We start from the raw sequence: 17,729 nt of genomic DNA on the forward strand, positions 1-17,729 counted from the left end.
AGGATTGTAGGAATTCTCGCCGATCGAAGAATTGGTTCCGGGTTGCGTGTGTCCGGTTAGTTCACCCAAGATATACCTGTTTAATTGTTTCAGACATCATAACCTGCGCTTGCCTTCGCAGTTCTGTCAATGGGGAGAAGGCATGCCAGTAGTGCCGGGACGGCTCGGACGCGACTGGCGTCGGAACTCCAGCCCGAGATGGACGAGAAGCGCGGCGAACACCACCGTGCCTCCCAGAATTGTGCGCGCCGACGGTATCTCGCCATGGATCAGCCAGACCCAGATCGGCCCAAGTATCGGCTCGAATGTGCCAATCAACGCGGCCACTGCAGCCGGAATCAGCCGGGCGCCGGTGGCAAAGCAGGCAAGCCCAAGGCCAAGGTTGATGGCGCCGAAGACGAACAGAAAACCCATGTCGCGCGGGGTTACGGCAAAACCGCCAAGCTGGGTTGCGGCGAAGGATGCGGCGAAGATCGTGCCCAGGCAGGTTGCCGGCGTCATCCGCACATGCGCAAAGCGGCGCGTGATCACCGTGGCGATCGAGAACATCACCGCAATGAGCAGCGCCAGCCCGTCGCCGATCGGGGACACTTCCCCGTTGAAAGATTCGGAGACCATGATGGCGACGCCGCAGATCACGGCCGCGATCGCCGCCCAGGTCGGCACCGATACGCGTTCGCGGAACAGCGCCCAGGCAATCAGCGCAGCCAGCAGCGGCACTCCCGCCTGCATCAAGAGGATGTTGGCGACCGTGGTGTAGCCAAGCGCGACCACGAAAGAGGTCGAGGCGGTGGCAAAGCAGACACCGACCGCCAGACCCGGAAGCCCCATGCTGCCGAACAGTTTAAGTGTGCCGCGCACGCCGTCGCGCCAGACCATGAAGCCGAGGAGGAACAACGCCGCCCAGGCCGAGCGCCAGAAAATGACGGTCCAGCTATCCGGGGTTTCAATGAAGCGGCCCAGCGTGCCGCCGAAACTCCACAACAGCGCGGACAGGAAAACAAGCAGGATACCGATGCGCTCGTCGCGACCGGAGGTTGCGGAGCCAGCATGTGAAACGGCAGCTTCTGTCATGGCCGGACCATCGTCGTTTCGCTCGAGATGCGCATGCCGCATAGCGACAGGCGCGATCCGAATTGCGTAACGCAAAGCCTTGTACCGCGCGTGATCCAGCGCAAGTGAGCGGTTGTGGCACTAATTAGGTCCGGACGGATTATCCAGAGCGAGCCACTACTGAAAATCGAAAGCACTCAGCCCAGTCACCATCTCGTCCAGTCCCAGCGGCCGCGTCACCGGCGGTTCGGCGCGGGAAAGGCAGCCGGTGCGCTCACACAGCCGGCAAGCGGGCCCGACCGGAGTGGCCGTGCCCTGCCCTGCTTTGCCCTGCGGGCTGCCGGCAAGTGCTGTGCCATAGACGATCTCGTCCTTGAAACCGATGTCGCAGCCCAGAAGCAGGGCGGTGCGGCGCGGCCGTTCGTTGAAGGCCCCCTGCGGCCCCTCCAGCGTGCGCGCCACGCAGAGGAACTCCGCGCCGTCTGGCATCTCCACCGCCTCGACCAGGATCTGGCCGGGCTGCGCGAAGGCGGCATGCACCGGCAGCTTGGGGCACCCGCCGCCGAAGCGGCTCTGCGGAAAGCCTTGCGCGCCCGCCTTGCGGAAGCGATTTCCCGCATTGTCCACCTCCAGCATGAAGAACGGCACGCTCGCCGCGCCGGGCCGCTGCAGCATCGTCAGGCGATTGGCAGCCTGCTCGAAGGAAACGCCAAAGCGCGACCTCAGCACATCTATGTCATAGCGCGCCCGCTGTGCGGCTGACTGGAAGGCCTGATAGGGCATCATCAGTGCGTGCGCCGCATAGCGGCCAAGCTCAAAGCGCGCCAGCCGCCGCGCCTCGTCGGACGACAATTTCAGCGACTGGATTTCGGCGGCAATCGCCACCGACATGCGGATCAGGCAGGCCTCCATCGCCACTTCGCGCAACTGGTCGAAGGGCGACAGGCGCTCCGAAATGAACAGGCGCTGCGAATGCCGGTCATAGCGGCGGCGCCAGTTGGGCATGGTGGCAACCGGCAGCACCTTCACCACGATGCCGAACTCCCGCTTCAGCCACGCCTTCAACGCGCCATAAAGGTCGTCGCCCGGATCGAGCACCGCGATGAAAGCTTCGGCCTCTTCCTCAAGTGCTGCAAAATGGTTCGGGCGGCGCTCGAATACCTCGCGCACCTCGTCGATCGGCAGGCGCGCACCCGACAGGGCTGTCGCTCGGCCCTCATGCGCCAGCATTTCGGACAGATCCGACAGGCGCCCCGCCTGCTCGCGATAGGCCCGAAACAGCTTTATCACCGCAGCCGCCGCATTCGGCGCGCCCTCGGCCAGCTCGACCAGCTCCTGATCGCCCGGCAGTTCACCGGCCAGCAGCGGATCGGAAAAAACCTCCCGCAGCGCCGCTATCGAACCGCGCGCCTCGCCGTGCAGTTCCTCCGGCTCCACCTTGTAGACCGAAGCGAGTTTCAGGATCAGCTGCACGGTCAGCGGCCGCTGATTGCGCTCGATGAGATTGAGATAAGACGGCGAAATGCCGAGCCCCTCGGCCATAGCCGTCTGGGTCAGGCCCTTGGCGTTGCGAATGCGCCGGATGCGCGGGCCCGCGAAAATCTTCTGCTCGGCCATGGCAGCTCTTTACACCCATTTACAGATCGAAGGCGATATCTCGCCCCGACCGCATTTGACATTTTTTACAGATTTACATCGCAGCACTGTCAAACGCAACACAGGTTTTCCCTATTCTGAGCCCCAACTTCTGGTTTCTTCTCGCCTTCTTCGCAGCGCAATGTAAATTTCGTCACACATCGGCGGCACGAAACTCACTCAGCGATGCCGTCGGGGACAATTCTTTTCCATAAGCCGGAGAGCGTTATGACCGATTTTTACAACCTCGTCCCGTCCGCCCCCGAAGGTCGCTTCGATGGCATCGAACGGCCCTATGACGCCGAGACGGTAAAGCGGCTGCGCGGCTCCGTTCAGATCAGGCACACCTTGGCCGAAATGGGCGCGAACCGGCTGTGGAAGCTCATCCACGAGGAAGACTTCGTCAACGCGCTCGGCGCCCTTTCCGGCAACCAGGCCATGCAGATGGTCCGTGCCGGCCTGAAGGCGATTTATCTGTCAGGTTGGCAGGTCGCGGCCGACGCCAACACCGCGTCCGCAATGTATCCGGACCAGTCGCTCTATCCGGCCAACGCCGCACCAGAGCTTGCCAAGCGCATCAACCGCACGCTGCAGCGCGCCGACCAGATCGAGGTTTCCGAAGGCAAGGGCCTGTCGGTCGACACCTGGTTCGCGCCGATCGTGGCCGATGCCGAAGCCGGCTTCGGCGGCCCGCTCAACGCCTTCGAGATCATGAAGGCCTTCATCGAGGCCGGCGCCGCAGGCGTCCACTTCGAAGACCAGCTGGCGTCCGAAAAGAAGTGCGGCCATCTCGGCGGCAAGGTGCTGATCCCCACCGCCGCCCATATCCGCAACCTCAATGCCGCGCGCCTCGCCGCCGACGTGATGGGTGTGCCGACGCTGATCGTCGCCCGCACCGATGCCGAAGCCGCCAAGCTTCTGACCTCGGACATCGACGAGCGCGACCGCCCCTTCGTCGACTACGACGCCGGCCGCACGACCGAAGGTTTTTACCAGGTGAAGAACGGCATCGAGCCCTGCATCGCCCGCGCCATCGCCTATGCGCCCCATGCCGACCTGATCTGGATGGAAACCTCCAAGCCGGATCTCGGACAGGCGAGGAAGTTCGCCGAGGCCGTGCACAAGGCACATCCGGGCAAGAACCTGGCCTACAACTGCTCGCCTTCGTTCAACTGGAAGAAGAACCTCGACGACGCCACGATCGCCAAGTTCCAGCGCGAGCTGGGCGCCATGGGCTACAAGTTCCAGTTCATCACGCTGGCCGGGTTCCACCAGCTCAACTTCGGCATGTACGAGCTGGCGCGCGGCTACAAGGACCGGCAGATGGCGGCCTATTCGGAGCTGCAGGAAGCGGAATTCGCAGCCGAGGCCAATGGCTACACCGCCACCAAGCACCAGCGCGAAGTGGGCACCGGCTACTTCGACGCCGTGTCGCTGGCCATTACCGGCGGCCAGTCGTCGACCACGGCAATGAAGGAATCCACCGAGCACGACCAGTTCCGCCCGGCGGCGGAATAACAAGAACCACATCGTGGCCTGGTGCCCGAGCGGCGCAGGCGCGAACCAGGAGGAAGCAAGAAATGACACCAAGAACACGTGTCAAGGAACGAGCCGAGGAGCAGGCTTCGACCATGAGCGCAGACCAGCAAGCCGCAATCCGCATTGTCGCCAACGACCTGCATCGTCTCAATCAATCGGTGATGAAGGCGGTGGAGGCGGGTGTGTCGGTCGAGCTCGTCCGCTCGGCCCGCCATCATGATGCCAACGGCAATTGGGGCGACCTGCTCATTCCGGTGATCGTCACCCAGAACGCGCACGGTTGACCTGTATCGTCTGTCTTCTACAAAAGATATCTTTGATCACCCGCATGACCCGTGCGGGTGATTTTTCTTTCTGCATGAGGTGCTTATACGACTTTCGTCGTAGCAATGACCAAGAATACCTTCCGGTTTTCGACTCGCGATTGCCGCAGGATGCATTTATGCTTGACAGACCAACGTGCTGCAGGATTAGTGGCGCCATTCAACCGTAAATTGAATGCAGGGGAGCGGGCACCGCATGTTCAAGTCAAGCGTTGACCTTGCGCGCGGCCCACATAGTGACCTGGATACCGAATATCCCACAGAACAGTCGGTAGATTCCGCCAAGGCCCTCGTCGTCGGGCGATCGCAGATCAATCGCGTGGTGGTGTCGAAAATCCTCGAGAAAACCGGCCTGCGACCTGTCTCGCTGGATCCGGAAGCAGCGGTGAAGGCGCTGCAGTGGCCTATTCCTTCCACGGTCATTCTCGACGGCGGTCCCGACAACGAGGATTGCAACGCGCTGATGGCGCCCCTCATGGCGTTGCGCAACGAGTTCGGCAAGGACGCGGTCTGCGTTCTTTTGCTTTCGACAAAGGCGCTCGCCGTAGAAGACCTTGCGCTTCTGCCTGCCGTGGATGCGGGGGTCGCCAAGCCGATCACGCCCGAGGGGCTGATGGCGGTGCTGGAAAGACTGCGCGGCTAACTGTCACGCACTGCAAAACGGACAGCCAAGTATCCGAAATCGTTGCGACAGAAGCGGCGCCCCCCTTTTCTTATGTCGCGACGCACGACTATATTGGTGTATCCGCAACAAATCTTGGTGATTGATGCCAGCCCCTAAAAAGGAAGTCCGCCCCTCGAAATCCGGGGGACGAACCCGTGTGCCCGCCTTCGTGAAAAGCCTCCGCGGTGTGAAGAACTGGAAGGAAGCTGCAGAATGGCTTGAATGGCGCGGGATTGAAGACATCGAGTGCATTACCCCCGACCAGGCCGGCGTCGCGCGCGGTAAGATGATGCCCTCCAGCAAATTCACCTCCAACACGTCGCTTGCGCTGCCTTCGGCCGTGTTCATGATGACCATCTCGGGCGACTATCCGGAGGACGGGAACGGCTTTGCCTATCCTGAGGATGACGGCGACCTTAAGCTGGTGCCGGACCTCTCGACCCTCAGTCCGGTTCCCTGGGAAGACGATCCGACCGCGCAGGTCATCTGCGACCTGGTCCATCAGGACGGCCGCTCGGTCGAGTTCACGCCGCGCAACTTGCTGAAGCGCGTGGTGGCCGCCTACGAGGCCAAGGGCCTGAAGCCCGTCGTGGCGCCTGAAATCGAATTCTACCTGGTGCGCAAGAACCCCGACCCGGACTATCCGCTGACCCCGCCCGTCGGGCGCTCGGGCCGGCCGATCGGCGGCGGTGCTGGCTACTCCATCGCCGGCGTCAACGAGTTCGACGAACTGATCGACGACATCTATCATTTCTCCGAGAGCCAGGGCCTGGAGATCGATACGCTGATCCATGAGGAGGGCGCGGGCCAGCTGGAAATCAACCTGCGCCACGGCGACCCCGTCGAGCTGGCCGACCAGGTGTTCCTGTTCAAGCGCACGATCCGCGAGGCCGCACTCAAGCACGACACCTATGCCACCTTCATGGCCAAGCCGATCCAGGGCCAGCCGGGTTCGGCCATGCACATCCACCAGTCGATCATCGACCGCAAGACCGGCAAGAACGTGTTCTCGGGCCCGGATGGCGAAGAGACGGAAACGTTCTTCAACTTCATCGGCGGCATGCAGCGCCACGTGCCGAACGCGCTGGTGATGTTCGCACCGTATGTGAACTCCTATCGCCGGCTGACCCAGGCGGCCTCCGCCCCGGTGAACAACAAGTGGGGCTACGACAACCGCACTACGGCCTTCCGCGTTCCGCGTTCCGACCCGGCCGCGCGGCGTGTGGAAAACCGCATCCCGTCTTCCGACGCGAACCCGTATCTCGCGCTCGCTGCCTCGCTGGCCTGCGGCCTGATCGGCATCAACAAGGGCCTAAAACCCGACGCGGCGATCCTGACCACGGCCAACGAGGACGAGATCGACCTGCCGCGCGGCCTGCTCGAGGCCGTCGACCTGTTCGAGGGCGACGCGGATCTGCGTGCGATACTGGGCGAGCCCTTCGTCACCACCTATGCGGCCATCAAGCGTGCCGAGTTCGAGACCTTCATGGAAGTGATCAGCCCGTGGGAGCGGGAATACCTGCTTCTCAACGTGTGATCGTCACTGGCCGCGCCCCATGGGCGCGGCCTTCGCTCCGACCACGCCATAAGAACCGCCTTCGTTGCTTTTGACCGGCCACTTTGCCGATCAGGGCAGCAAGCAGTGTCGCATCATCCCAAGGAACATCGTGGTAAGTCGCCTGTAGCGACGGGCTGAACGGGTCTCGGGACCATTCCTGTGGGAAGAGCGAGATCGTCTGTTCACCTGTGGGAACTTCGTAGCCCGTACCGTGCCGCTGATCCTGAAGCGTCTTCAACAAGGCGCCGGCCAGATCCACCCCCACAAGTGGGCCGAGAGGCGCCATTTGCGTGGGGCGCGGGTTGCACTCGATGAGATGCGCCTGCCCCTGGTCGTCGACAATGAAGTCGAATGACATGAATCCAGAGGCTCCGAAGGCTGCGATCATCTTGACGGTCGCGTCGACGATCGAAGGCTGATTGGTGAGGCGGACGACAGTGGCAGGCCCGGTTTGGGATCTCGCGGTCTCCACCAAACCGGTGAGGACAGAGACGGTGGTCCCATTGATGGCGCTTGCGCAACTTATCCCTGGTCGACCCGAGACATGTTCCTGCACCACGATATCCAGCCTGCCCTTATATCCGCCCTGCCTTATGAGACGGCGAAACAAGTCATTCGACCTCCACTGAGACCGCTTGTAACGCCTGAAGGCCTCGTTGAGCTCTTCCTTGGTGTTGCAAACTCTGACGCTATATCCGCCTACGCCACGGGACAGTTTGAGAACTACAGGATATCCGTATTCAACTGCCACCTTCTGGCAGTGCGAGAAATCCTCCACGATCGTCTCTCTGGGGCAAACGACGCCTACTGCCCGAGCCTTAGCCAGCGTTTCGGGTTTGGAAGCACGCTGCGACAACCCTTCCGCAGCCCCCAGCGACCGCTCCAGGCACTGCAACAGCTGCGGCGGGAGTAGCCGCCCCGTTCCAGCCCCCTTCTCAACCCAATGACTAACAATGGCCGCCGCCTGCTCGTCGCAAGGCACGATTATATCTGGCGCGAATTTTTCGAATGCGTTCTTGATGCCGCGGCGAATGATCGGCTCAAACCCGCGGGCGCCCAGGATGAATTTCTCGTCGATGTAGCGCGTGGAGTGAATCAAACTCCCCTTGGGCGCCAGGACGCCGACGCCGAAGCCGGCCTCCTTCATGACCTTCGGCAGCCGACAGCTTCCCAAATAATTCTCGATTTGACGACGGCGGCGAAGACCTCCGACTGCCATCGAGCCTGGAATCATGAAAAAATTGCGGGCGATCAGCCGGTGAGCTGGATGCTCTGCAACAGCGCATGTGTGCCAAAGGCACCTCTGCCGGCGGATTGTTCAAAGCCGTTCATATTAGGCAGGTCGTAGCGACTGATCAGACCGAATAGTGTCCAATCGCTCTCCTGACGAGCAACAAACATTCTCTTCCCCAACCGATTTAGTACCCGCCTTCTTCTATATGCCGGCAATCAGAACTGGAAGCAAGTACAGAGAACAACTTACGATAGAAACATACAATATTTTTGGCCTCAGGTAAAAGCTACCGTACTAGCTGAAAACATTAGCCAAGAGCCGGCCACCCTTGCCATTCGAAAGGTAGCATCCGATAGTCCAGGCACCGCACATGAACTGAACCGAAGTCTCGACGCCGCTGGTGACTGCAACGGCGGAGGACAAGACAGGTAAACATCAAAGACGCATCATGTCCTACCTATCCCCGATTTCTCCAGGTTATTCCTGGTACGAAGCCACTGTCGGCGAACGGCCGGCCTATCCTGCGCTCGACGGTGACCGCTCGGTCGACGTCGTCGTCATCGGCGGCGGCTTCACCGGCTTGTCGGCAGCGGCGCATCTCGCCAAGGCCGGAACGAACGTCGCACTCATAGAGGCCCATCGCTTCGGCGACGGCGCCTCGGGGCGCAATGGCGGCCAGCTCGGCACGGGCCAACGCGCCTGGGCCGAGGACCTCGAAGCCGAACTCGGCTTCACCCGCGCCAAGGCATTGTTCGACCTTGCGGAGGAAGCCAAGGCGCATCTGCTCGATTTCGCCGCTGCAAACGCGATCGACGTCGAGTTCATGCCCGGCCAGTTGTCGGTCGCGCATAAGGCGCGCTATGTCGACGCCTACAAGGCGCATGCCGATATCATGGCGACGCGCTTCGGCTACAACCACATCACCTTCATGGATGGGAAAGAAACGGCCGAGCGCCTGGGCACCACCGCCTATTTCGGCGGCACGCGCGACGCCGGCACCGGCCATATCCACCCGCTGAAGCTCGCGGTCGGCACCGCGCGCGTTGCCGCGGCCGCCGGCGCGCAGCTTTTCGAGACGACGCCGGCCACCGGCATCACCTCTTCCGGCGGCAAGGTGCGGGTGACCACGCCCTTCGGCACCATCACCGCCGACAAGGCACTGCTCGCGGTCAACGCCTATGGCGGAATGCTGGAGCCGGTGAGCGCGTCCCGTGTCATGCCCATCGGCTCCTTCATCGGCGCCACGGTGCCGCTCGGGTCCGACAGCCCGGTCATCCCCGGCGGTGAATCTGTGGACGATTCGCGCTTCGTCGTGCGCTATTTCCGCAAGTCCAAGGACGGGCGACTGCTGTTCGGCGGCCGCGAGGCCTACAGCGTCAGCGATCCCAAGGACATCCAGACGCAGATCCGCAAGCAGATCACCGAGCTCTATCCATCGCTGAAGGATGTGGAGATCACGCACGGCTGGGGCGGCTATGTCGGCATCACGGTGCCGAGAAAGCCATTTGTCCGCGAAGTGATGCCCAACGTCATCTTCGCCGGCGGTTATTCGGGCCATGGCGTGATGCTGTCCAACTTCGTGGGCAAGCTCTATGCGGAAACCGTCGCCGGCAACCGCGACCGGCTAAAACTCTTCGAGGAGCTGAAGATACCGCCCTTCCCCGGCGGCCGGCGCCTGCGCACGCCGCTTTTGTTCCTGGCGCTGAACTGGTTCGCCCTGCGCGACCGGATTTGACGCCCCAAAAGCTCGACAGTCGGGACAAGCAATGCTTGTCACCGACTGTTGCAGCAACCTAGACAAAAAAACCCGGCGCCAGCGCCGGGTTTTTTTTGTGCATCATTGAGCAAGAACGGGGGCTCGAGCCTAACCAGCCCAAATACCCCTCGCCCCGCCTATTTCACCCTCGGCATCGGGCGGTTCTGGGTGGCGATCAGCAGGCCGATCGCGTCGACCGCCTTCGGGTCGGCCTCGTAAGAAAGCGCGGTCTGAGAAACCGTAGACGCTTTCGTGGCCGAGGCCTGCTGCACTCCCGCCTTCTGTCCCGGCACGAATGAAGCCTTGCTCACAGGGAGCGCCCCGTTGGCCGGCATGTTCTGGGCAACAACCGCATCCCTGGATTGCGGCACTGCTGCCGCTACTCTGATGAGCCTCGGCCCCTTGCCCGACAGCGACGCGGCCGCGTTCGTCGTCGGCATGTTCTGGGCGGCAACCTCGCCCCTGGATTGCGGCACCACTGCCGCGATCCTGGCGAGCCTGGGCTCCTTGCCCGGCAGTTCGGCTGCCGCGCTCTGGCGTGCCGTATCGGCCTGCGGGGCGGCCTCGGCGACCAGCGTCTGCCGCTCCATCATGCGATGGCGGCCGCGTTTTTCGTAAAAAGCGTTGCCGCCGGCCTGCAGAACGTAATGCATGTTCTTGTAGGGAAAGCGCAGTCCGGCGGTGTGGAAGAACATCGCATTCTTGACCGCCGGGTGGCGTTCGCCCTTGAGCACGGAGTCGGCGGCGGCAACCACGTCGGGTAGCGCCTTGGAGTCCATCTTCCGCGACAGCACGCCGGACGCGAACTGGCCTTTCTGGCCGACGACCTGGCAGACCGTGCCGCCATACTCGCCGGATTGCAGCCGGTTCATCACCACCGTGCCGACGGCCACGAGACCCTCGCGGCTCGAACGGTTCGATTCAAAGAACATTGCTCGGGCAAGACAGTCCTTGTCCTTGGCCGTGTAGCCATAGGACCTTTTCACGGAAGATGTCCTGCTGATGGACGAGGTCTTCATGCCGTCGACACCTTGGGTGGTGCAGCCGGCAAGAAGACAGGTAGAAACCACGACGCCGAGCGCCAGACTCGTCCCCCACTTCTCCAGATTTATCAAACGGGCCCCTTACTCCTTGAACGCCCCGACCCGCGTTTAAGAAGAAGAAATTTCCCGGCTGAAAAGTGGCTAAAACCGCAACATTTTGCGGCACGGCGCTAACATTGTGACACATGCCGCAAGAAAGCGAGAGCCCAAGAGGGCGTCTCCGTCAAAGTATCCATTACCTTGATCACGCGCATGATCAACACTGTAACATGCTGAATCCACAGATGATCTTCCAAAGCCTCGGATGACTTTGGAAGTCATATCTCAGATGCAGCGGCCGCCGTCGACCTCCAGCGCCACGCCCGTAATAAAGGCAGCCTCATCGGAAGCGAGCCACAACGCGGCATTGGCGATGTCGAGCGGCGTCGACAGCCGTCCGAGCGGGATGGAGGCCCGGAACTTGGCCCGCAGCTCGGGCGTATCCTCGCCCATGAACTGGGCCAGCATGCCGGTTTCGCCGGCCACCGGGCACAGGCAGTTGACGCGGATGTTCTTCGGCGCCAGCTCCACCGCCATCGACTTGGTGGCGGTGATCGCCCAGCCCTTGGAGGCGTTGTACCAGGTCAGGCCCGGCCGCGGGCGCAGGCCCGCGGTTGAAGCGGTGGTGATGATGGAGCCGCCGCCCTGGGCCTCCATGATCGGCACCACGGTGCGCGCGGCGTGGTAGATCGCCTTCATGTTGACGGCGGTGATGAGGTCGAACACCTCCTCCTCGACGCCGAGCATGTCGCCGTTGCGGTGGGTATAGCCGGCATTGTTGACCATCACGTCGATGCGGCCGAAGTTGCCCATGGCCATGCCGACCAGTTCGTCAAACTCGGAACGCTGCGACACGTCGGTCTGCACGGCAATCGCCGCCTCGCCGATCTCGCCAGCCACTCGCTCGGCGCCTTTCGCGTTGAGATCAGCCACCACGACCATGGCGCCCTCCTCGGCAAAGCGCTTGGCCATGCCCTCGCCAAAACCCGACGCCGCCCCCGTAATGACTGCGACCTTGCCCTTGAGACGTGCCATGAGATTTCCTGTTCTTGAACTGCTGTGAAGATGATCGCTCAAGACTGGTTAGCCATGATTGAAGACGATCGTCTTGGTCGCCGACATGTCGTAGAGCGCTTCAAAACCCTTCTCGCGCCCATGGCCGGACTTCTTGAAGCCGCCGAAAGGCAGCTCGATGCCGCCACCGGCGCCATAGCCATTGACGAAGACCTGGCCGGCACGGACACGCTTGGCAACGCGATGCTGGCGGCCGCCGTCCTTGGTCCAGACACCGGCCACGAGGCCGAAATCGGTGCCGTTGGCGAGCTTGATCGCCTGCTCCTCGCCCTCGAACGGGAACAGCGACAGCACCGGACCAAAGATCTCCTCCTGCGCGATCGTCGCCGCAGGATCGACCGAGCCGAACAGAACGGGCTCCTGATAGTAGCCGCTGGCCGGCGCATCGGGATGGATCGAGCCGCGCGCCAGCACCGGAATGCCGGCCTCTTCGGCAGCGGCGACCATTCCGGCGACCTTTTCCTTCTGCCGGGAGTTGATCAGCGGGCCGAGATCGAGGTCGGCGTCATGCGGGCCGGCGACCAGCCTCGAGAACCGCTCGGCGAGCGCGGCGGCGACGCGCTCGTAGACCGGCTTTTCGATCAGCACGCGGCTGCCGGCCGAGCAGGTCTGGCCGCCATTCTGGATGATGGCATTGACCAGCACCGGCAGCGCGGCCTCGATATCAGCGTCGGCGAAGACGATCTGGGGCGACTTGCCGCCCAGCTCCATGGTGACGCCGCGATTGTTGGTTGCCGCGGCCTGCTGGATTGCGGTGCCGGTGAGCGGCGAGCCGGTGAAGGTGACGTAATCGATCAGCGGATGGGCCGAAAGTGCGGCACCCGCATCGCGGCCATAGCCGGTGATGACGTTGAACACGCCGGCCGGAATGCCGGCCTCCAGCGCCAGTTCGGCAATGCGGATGGTCGTGAGCGAGGCGTCCTCGGCCGGCTTGACCACCAGCGTGTTGCCCATGGCAAGTGCGGCGCCCACTACGCGGGCGAGGATCTGCAGCGGGTAGTTCCACGGAATGATGCCGGCCACCACGCCATGTGGCTCGCGCAGCGTCAGCGCCGTGTAGCCGTCGAGGAACGGAATGGTGTCGCCATGGATCTTGTCGCAGGCGCCGCCATAGAATTCGTAGTAGCGCATGGCGCCGGTAACGTCGCCCTTGCCCTGGCGGATCGGCTTGCCGGTGTCGCGCGATTCAAGTGCTGCAAGCTCGTCGCCGTGCTTTTCCACCAGCTGGAAAAGCCTGGTCAGGCAGCGTCCGCGCTCGACGGCGGGCATGCGGCTCCACGGCCCTTCGTTGAAGGCGCGGGCTGCAGATTGCACCGCGCGGTCGACATCGGCCTTGCCGGCGGCCGGAATGGAAGCAAATACCTTTCCATCGGATGGGCTCAGCACGTCGATGCGTTCGCCTGACAGCGCGTCGACCTGACGGCCATCCACCAGTTGCATGAAGGCGCGGCCTTCCGCCACGGTTCTGGAAAGATGCGTACCCATGGCCAACCTCCCTTTTGGATTCCGCCGGTTTTCGTCCTATGCTGGCGGTGCGAACGTCATCGGGCAACTATTGCCTGTGCAGAGAAACCCGGGTTGGACCAGTGTCAAGGTCGTAGCTGTGACAGTCAGGCTCTGGTAATTTTAAATCGATTAGATTAATAGGGATGGCGAACCGCCCCCATCGCGACTCCGGAATATCACCATGACCAGTCAGATCATCCCCGTCGAAGCTTTTGATCTCATCGTTTTCGGGGGCACGGGCGACCTCGCCGAGCGCAAGCTGTTGCCCGCCCTCTATCAGCGCCAGCGCGCCGGCCAGTTTACCGAGCCGACGCGCATAATCGGCGCCTCCCGCGCCAAGCTGTCGGACGACGATTACCGCGCCTTTGCCCGCAAGGCGATCTCCGAGCACGTGAAGGCCGAAGAGATCGACGACGCGCAGCTGGAGATCTTCCTCAAGCGGCTGAGCTATGTCGTGGTCAACGCGGTGTCGGGCGACGGCTTCGACGATCTTAAGAAGAAGGTCGGCGACAGCAAGGCCATCCGCGCCTTTTATCTGGCGGTGGCGCCGGCGCTGTTCGGCGATATCACGACGCATCTGAAGGAGGTGGGCCTGGTAACGCCGACCTCGCGCATCGTCATGGAAAAGCCGATCGGCCGCGACCTCGCTTCCGCCCGCGAGCTGAACGACCAGATCGCCAAGGTCTTTTCCGAACAGCAGATCTTCCGCATCGACCACTATCTCGGCAAGGAGACGGTGCAGAACCTGATGGCGCTGCGCTTTGCCAATGCCCTCTACGAGCCGCTGTGGAACTCGGCGCATATCGATCACGTGCAGATCACCGTCGCCGAGACGGTGGGCCTCGAAGACCGCATCACCTATTATGACAAGGCCGGCGCGCTGCGCGACATGGTGCAGAACCACATGCTGCAGCTTCTGTGCCTGGTCGCGATGGAAGCGCCGTCCTCCATGGAAGCGGACGCGCTGCGCGACGAGAAGCTCAAGGTGCTGCGCTCGCTCAAGCGCATCAACGGCCAGGAAGCGCCCAAGTCCACCGTGCGCGGGCAATACCGCGCCGGCGCATCGGCCAACGGCCCGGTCAAGGGCTATCTCGAGGAGCTCGGCAACAACCAGAGCAACACCGAGACCTTCGTGGCCATCAAGGCCGAGATATCGAACTGGCGCTGGGCCGGCGTGCCCTTCTACCTGCGCACGGGCAAGCGTCTGGCCACGCGCGTTTCCGAGATCGTCATCGAGTTCAAGCCCATCCCGCACTCCATCTTCGAGGAAGGTGCCGGCAACATCACCGCCAACCAGCTGGTGATCCGCCTGCAACCGGACGAGGGCGTCAAGCAGTGGATCATGATCAAGGATCCGGGCCCGGGCGGCATGCGCCTGCGCCTCGTGTCGCTCGACATGAGCTTTGCCGAGAGCTTCCATGACCGCAACCCAGACGCCTATGAGCGGCTGATCATGGACATGATCCGGGGCAACCAGTCGCTGTTCATGAGCCGCGACGAGGTAGAGGCCGCGTGGAAGTGGATCGACCCGATCCGCGGCGCTTGGGAAGACAGCCAGCAGGAAGTGCAGGGCTACACCGCCGGCACCTGGGGGCCGTCTGCCTCCATCGCGCTTATCGAGCGCGACGGCCGCACCTGGCACGAGAGCTGAGCGACATGGATGCGCCTGCCCGTAACTGGCACGACTTCGCCTCGTCCGAGGCGCTCGCGTTGGGCTTTGCCGAAACCGTCGCAAAAGTTCTGAGCGAGGCGATCAGCGCGCGCGGTAAGGCCACGCTGGCCGTTTCCGGCGGCACCACGCCCGGCCCCTTCTTCCGCACGCTGTCGCGCGCAAAGATCGACTGGGCGAAGGTGATCGTGACGCTCGTGGACGAGCGCTTCGTGCCGGAGGAGTCGCCGCGCTCCAATGCCGGGCTGGTCGCAGCCAACCTTCTGCAGAACGAGGCGGCGGCGGCCAGCTTCGTCGGCCTCTATTCGCCGGCCGGCGACGTGGAAAGCGCCGCCAGGCACGCCAACGGCGTTGTCGACGCGCTACTGCCGCTCGATGCCGTCATCCTCGGCATGGGCGGGGACGGCCACACCGCCTCCTTCTTTCCCGACGCCGACAACCTTGCCGCGCTGCTCGACCCGCACGCTAAGGCCAATGTGCTGCCCGTCCACGCGCCGAGCGGCATCGAGCCCCGCCTGACGCTGACGCTGCCGCGCATTGCGTCGGCCGGTTTCATCGCGCTCCACATCGAAGGCGCGGGAAAGCGCCAGGTGCTGGAAGCCGCGCTCGACGGCGAACCGCATCTGCCGGTTCGCACCGTCTTCGACCACGCCAGAGTGCCCGTACAAATCTTCTGGGCGCCGTGACCTCCCTCTAGGTTCGGCGAACCGGCCCTCCCCCGCGTTCCTGGACCACTCATCAAGGAACGACGACATGACCGCGAGAAGCGATATCGAAGCCATTACCGAGCGGATCCGCGAGCGCTCGCGGGCGTCGCGCGAAATCTATCTGGAACGGATAGAGCGCGCGGCCGGCCAGAGCGCCAACCGCGCCGTGCTGTCCTGCGGCAATCTCGCCCACGGTTTTGCGGTGTGCAGCCCTTCGGAAAAGTCGGCTCTCGGCGGCGACAAGGTGCCCAATCTCGGCATCATCACCTCCTACAACGACATGCTCTCGGCGCATCAGCCCTTCGAGACTTTCCCGCAGCTCATCAAGCAGGCGGCGCAGGAAGCGGGCGGCATCGCGCAGGTGGCGGGCGGCGTGCCGGCGATGTGCGACGGCGTCACGCAAGGCCAGCCGGGCATGGAGCTCTCGCTGTTCTCGCGCGACGTCATCGCCATGGCGGCGGCAGTGGGCCTCAGCCACAACATGTTCGATGCGGCCGTCTTCCTCGGCGTCTGCGACAAGATCGTGCCGGGGCTGGTGATCGCGGCGCTTACCTTCGGCCATCTGCCGGCCGTCTTCATTCCCGCCGGGCCGATGCCCTCCGGCCTGCCCAATGACGAGAAGGCAAAGATCCGTCAGCTCTATGCCGAAGGCAAGGTCGGCCGCGCCGAATTGCTGGAGGCCGAGTCGAAATCCTATCACGGCCCGGGCACCTGCACTTTCTACGGCACGGCCAATTCTAACCAGATGCTGATGGAGATCATGGGCCTGCACACGCCAGGCGCCTCCTTCGTCAATCCGGGCACGCCTCTGCGCGAGGCTCTGACCAAGGAAGCGGCCAAGCGGGCGCTGGAAATCACCGCACTCAGCAATGCCTACACTCCCGTCGGCCGCATGATCGACGAGCGCTCCATCGTCAACGGCGTGGTGGGGCTGCACGCCACCGGCGGCTCGACCAACCACACCATCCACCTCATCGCCATGGCCGCCGCGGCCGGCATCCGCCTGACCTGGCAGGACATTTCGGATCTCTCCGACGCCACGCCGCTGCTGGCCCGCGTCTACCCCAACGGCCTCGCCGACGTGAACCACTTCCACGCAGCCGGTGGCCTCGGCTTCCTCATCCGCGAACTGCTCGATGCCGGCTTGCTGCACGAGGACGTGCGCACCGTGTGGGGCGAAGGCCTGCGCCCCTATGCGGTCGAGGCCAAGCTCGGCGCCGATGGCTCGGTGCAGCGGGAGGCCGCTCCGAAGCAGAGCGGCGACGAGAAGGTGCTCGTGCCGTTTGCCAAGGCTTTCCAGCACACCGGCGGCCTGAAGGTGCTGAGCGGCAATGTCGGCCACGCCGTCATCAAGACTTCGGCAGTAAAGCCGGAGCGCCGCATCATCGAGGCGCCGGCAGTGGTGCTCGACAGCCAGCAGGCGTTGAACGACGCCTTCAAGGCGGGCGAACTCGACCGCGACTTCGTCGCCGTCATCCGCTTCCAGGGTCCGCGCGCCAACGGCATGCCCGAACTGCACAAGCTCACCACCATTTTGGGCATCCTGCAGGATCGCGGCCACAAGGTCGCGCTGGTCACCGACGGCCGCATGTCGGGCGCATCGGGCAAGGTGCCGGCTGCGATCCATGTCACGCCCGAAGCGCTCGAGGGTGGCGTGATCGGCAAGATCTGCGACGGCGACATGATCCGCCTCGACGGCGAAAACGGCACGCTCGAAGTGTTCGTGCCCGAAGCCGAGCTCAAGTCGCGAAAAGTTCCGCTGATCGACCTCACCGAAAACGAATACGGTTTTGGACGCGAATTGTTTGCCGGCTTCCGCCAGATGGCCGGCCGCGCGGATGAGGGCGCGAGTTCATTCGGGATCGGGGGATAGCCGCGCGGAGCATTTTCAGCGTGGCATGATCCGCCGAACCGGCTTCGGACTGCCGG

Annotated in this window: 15 protein-coding genes; 8 read left to right on the forward strand and 7 right to left on the reverse strand. The window is 63.3% G+C overall.

Annotated elements, in window-relative coordinates:
* Positions 1 to 126: 126 nt before the first annotated feature.
* Complete coding sequence (locus M2281_RS04470) at positions 127 to 1,074, reverse strand: DMT family transporter (protein WP_280819888.1); 948 nt, start codon at positions 1,072 to 1,074, stop codon at positions 127 to 129.
* A 156-nt stretch (positions 1,075 to 1,230) separates the two neighbouring features.
* Complete coding sequence (locus M2281_RS04475; RefSeq protein ID WP_280819889.1) at positions 1,231 to 2,670, reverse strand: helix-turn-helix domain-containing protein; 1,440 nt, start codon at positions 2,668 to 2,670, stop codon at positions 1,231 to 1,233.
* Positions 2,671 to 2,916: 246 nt separating this feature from the next.
* On the opposite strand from M2281_RS04475, the gene aceA reads away from it, so the two are divergent.
* The 4 genes from aceA to M2281_RS04495 all read left to right on the forward strand — a co-directional run bounded on the left by aceA (position 2,917) and on the right by M2281_RS04495 (position 6,751).
* Positions 2,917 to 4,206, forward strand: a complete 1,290-nt coding sequence (gene aceA / locus M2281_RS04480; RefSeq protein WP_280819890.1) for an isocitrate lyase — start codon at positions 2,917 to 2,919, stop codon at positions 4,204 to 4,206.
* A gap of 62 nt (positions 4,207 to 4,268) precedes the next feature.
* Positions 4,269 to 4,511 (forward strand): hypothetical protein, encoded by a 243-nt coding sequence (locus tag M2281_RS04485; protein WP_280819891.1) that lies wholly within the window; start codon positions 4,269 to 4,271, stop codon positions 4,509 to 4,511.
* Between the two features lie 235 nt (positions 4,512 to 4,746).
* The gene (locus M2281_RS04490) at positions 4,747 to 5,193 is read left to right on the forward strand and encodes a response regulator (protein WP_280819892.1); all 447 of its coding nucleotides are present in this window, start codon (positions 4,747 to 4,749) and stop codon (positions 5,191 to 5,193) included.
* Between the two features lie 124 nt (positions 5,194 to 5,317).
* Positions 5,318 to 6,751, forward strand: coding sequence for a glutamine synthetase family protein (locus M2281_RS04495; RefSeq protein ID WP_280819893.1), 1,434 nt, complete (start codon positions 5,318 to 5,320; stop codon positions 6,749 to 6,751).
* Here the strand turns inward: M2281_RS04495 and M2281_RS04500 are convergent.
* On the reverse strand, positions 6,741 to 7,919 hold the full coding sequence (locus M2281_RS04500; RefSeq protein ID WP_280819894.1) for an ATP-grasp domain-containing protein: 1,179 nt from the start codon (positions 7,917 to 7,919) through the stop codon (positions 6,741 to 6,743). The genes M2281_RS04495 and M2281_RS04500 overlap by 11 nt on opposite strands.
* 104 nt (positions 7,920 to 8,023) lie before the next feature.
* Entirely contained in the window at positions 8,024 to 8,173 is a 150-nt protein-coding gene (locus M2281_RS04505) for a hypothetical protein (protein WP_280819895.1), read from the reverse strand.
* 281 nt (positions 8,174 to 8,454) lie between these two features.
* Between M2281_RS04505 and M2281_RS04510 the strand changes: the two genes are divergently transcribed.
* Positions 8,455 to 9,741, forward strand: coding sequence for an NAD(P)/FAD-dependent oxidoreductase (locus M2281_RS04510; protein ID WP_280819896.1), 1,287 nt, complete (start codon positions 8,455 to 8,457; stop codon positions 9,739 to 9,741).
* A 158-nt stretch (positions 9,742 to 9,899) separates the two neighbouring features.
* Here the strand turns inward: M2281_RS04510 and M2281_RS04515 are convergent, their stop codons facing one another.
* The 3 genes from M2281_RS04515 to M2281_RS04525 all read right to left on the reverse strand — a co-directional run bounded on the left by M2281_RS04515 (position 9,900) and on the right by M2281_RS04525 (position 13,403).
* Positions 9,900 to 10,748, reverse strand: a complete 849-nt coding sequence (locus tag M2281_RS04515; RefSeq protein WP_280819897.1) for a cell wall hydrolase — start codon at positions 10,746 to 10,748, stop codon at positions 9,900 to 9,902.
* Positions 10,749 to 11,129: 381 nt separating this feature from the next.
* Entirely contained in the window at positions 11,130 to 11,879 is a 750-nt protein-coding gene (locus tag M2281_RS04520; RefSeq protein WP_280819898.1) for an SDR family oxidoreductase, read from the reverse strand.
* A 48-nt stretch (positions 11,880 to 11,927) separates the two neighbouring features.
* On the reverse strand, positions 11,928 to 13,403 hold the full coding sequence (locus M2281_RS04525) for an aldehyde dehydrogenase family protein (protein WP_280819899.1): 1,476 nt from the start codon (positions 13,401 to 13,403) through the stop codon (positions 11,928 to 11,930).
* 202 nt (positions 13,404 to 13,605) lie between these two features.
* Between M2281_RS04525 and zwf the strand changes: the two genes are divergently transcribed.
* The 3 genes from zwf to edd all read left to right on the forward strand — a co-directional run bounded on the left by zwf (position 13,606) and on the right by edd (position 17,673).
* Positions 13,606 to 15,075, forward strand: coding sequence for a glucose-6-phosphate dehydrogenase (gene zwf, locus M2281_RS04530; protein ID WP_280819900.1), 1,470 nt, complete (start codon positions 13,606 to 13,608; stop codon positions 15,073 to 15,075).
* 5 nt (positions 15,076 to 15,080) lie between these two features.
* Entirely contained in the window at positions 15,081 to 15,779 is a 699-nt protein-coding gene (pgl, locus tag M2281_RS04535; protein ID WP_280819901.1) for a 6-phosphogluconolactonase, read from the forward strand.
* A 67-nt stretch (positions 15,780 to 15,846) separates the two neighbouring features.
* Entirely contained in the window at positions 15,847 to 17,673 is a 1,827-nt protein-coding gene (gene edd / locus M2281_RS04540) for a phosphogluconate dehydratase (protein WP_280819902.1), read from the forward strand.
* The last annotated feature ends 56 nt before the right edge of the window (positions 17,674 to 17,729 follow it).

Origin of the sequence: Pseudaminobacter soli (ex Li et al. 2025), from assembly GCF_029892515.1 — a bacterium.
Lineage (GTDB): Bacteria > Pseudomonadota > Alphaproteobacteria > Rhizobiales > Rhizobiaceae > Pseudaminobacter > Pseudaminobacter soli_A.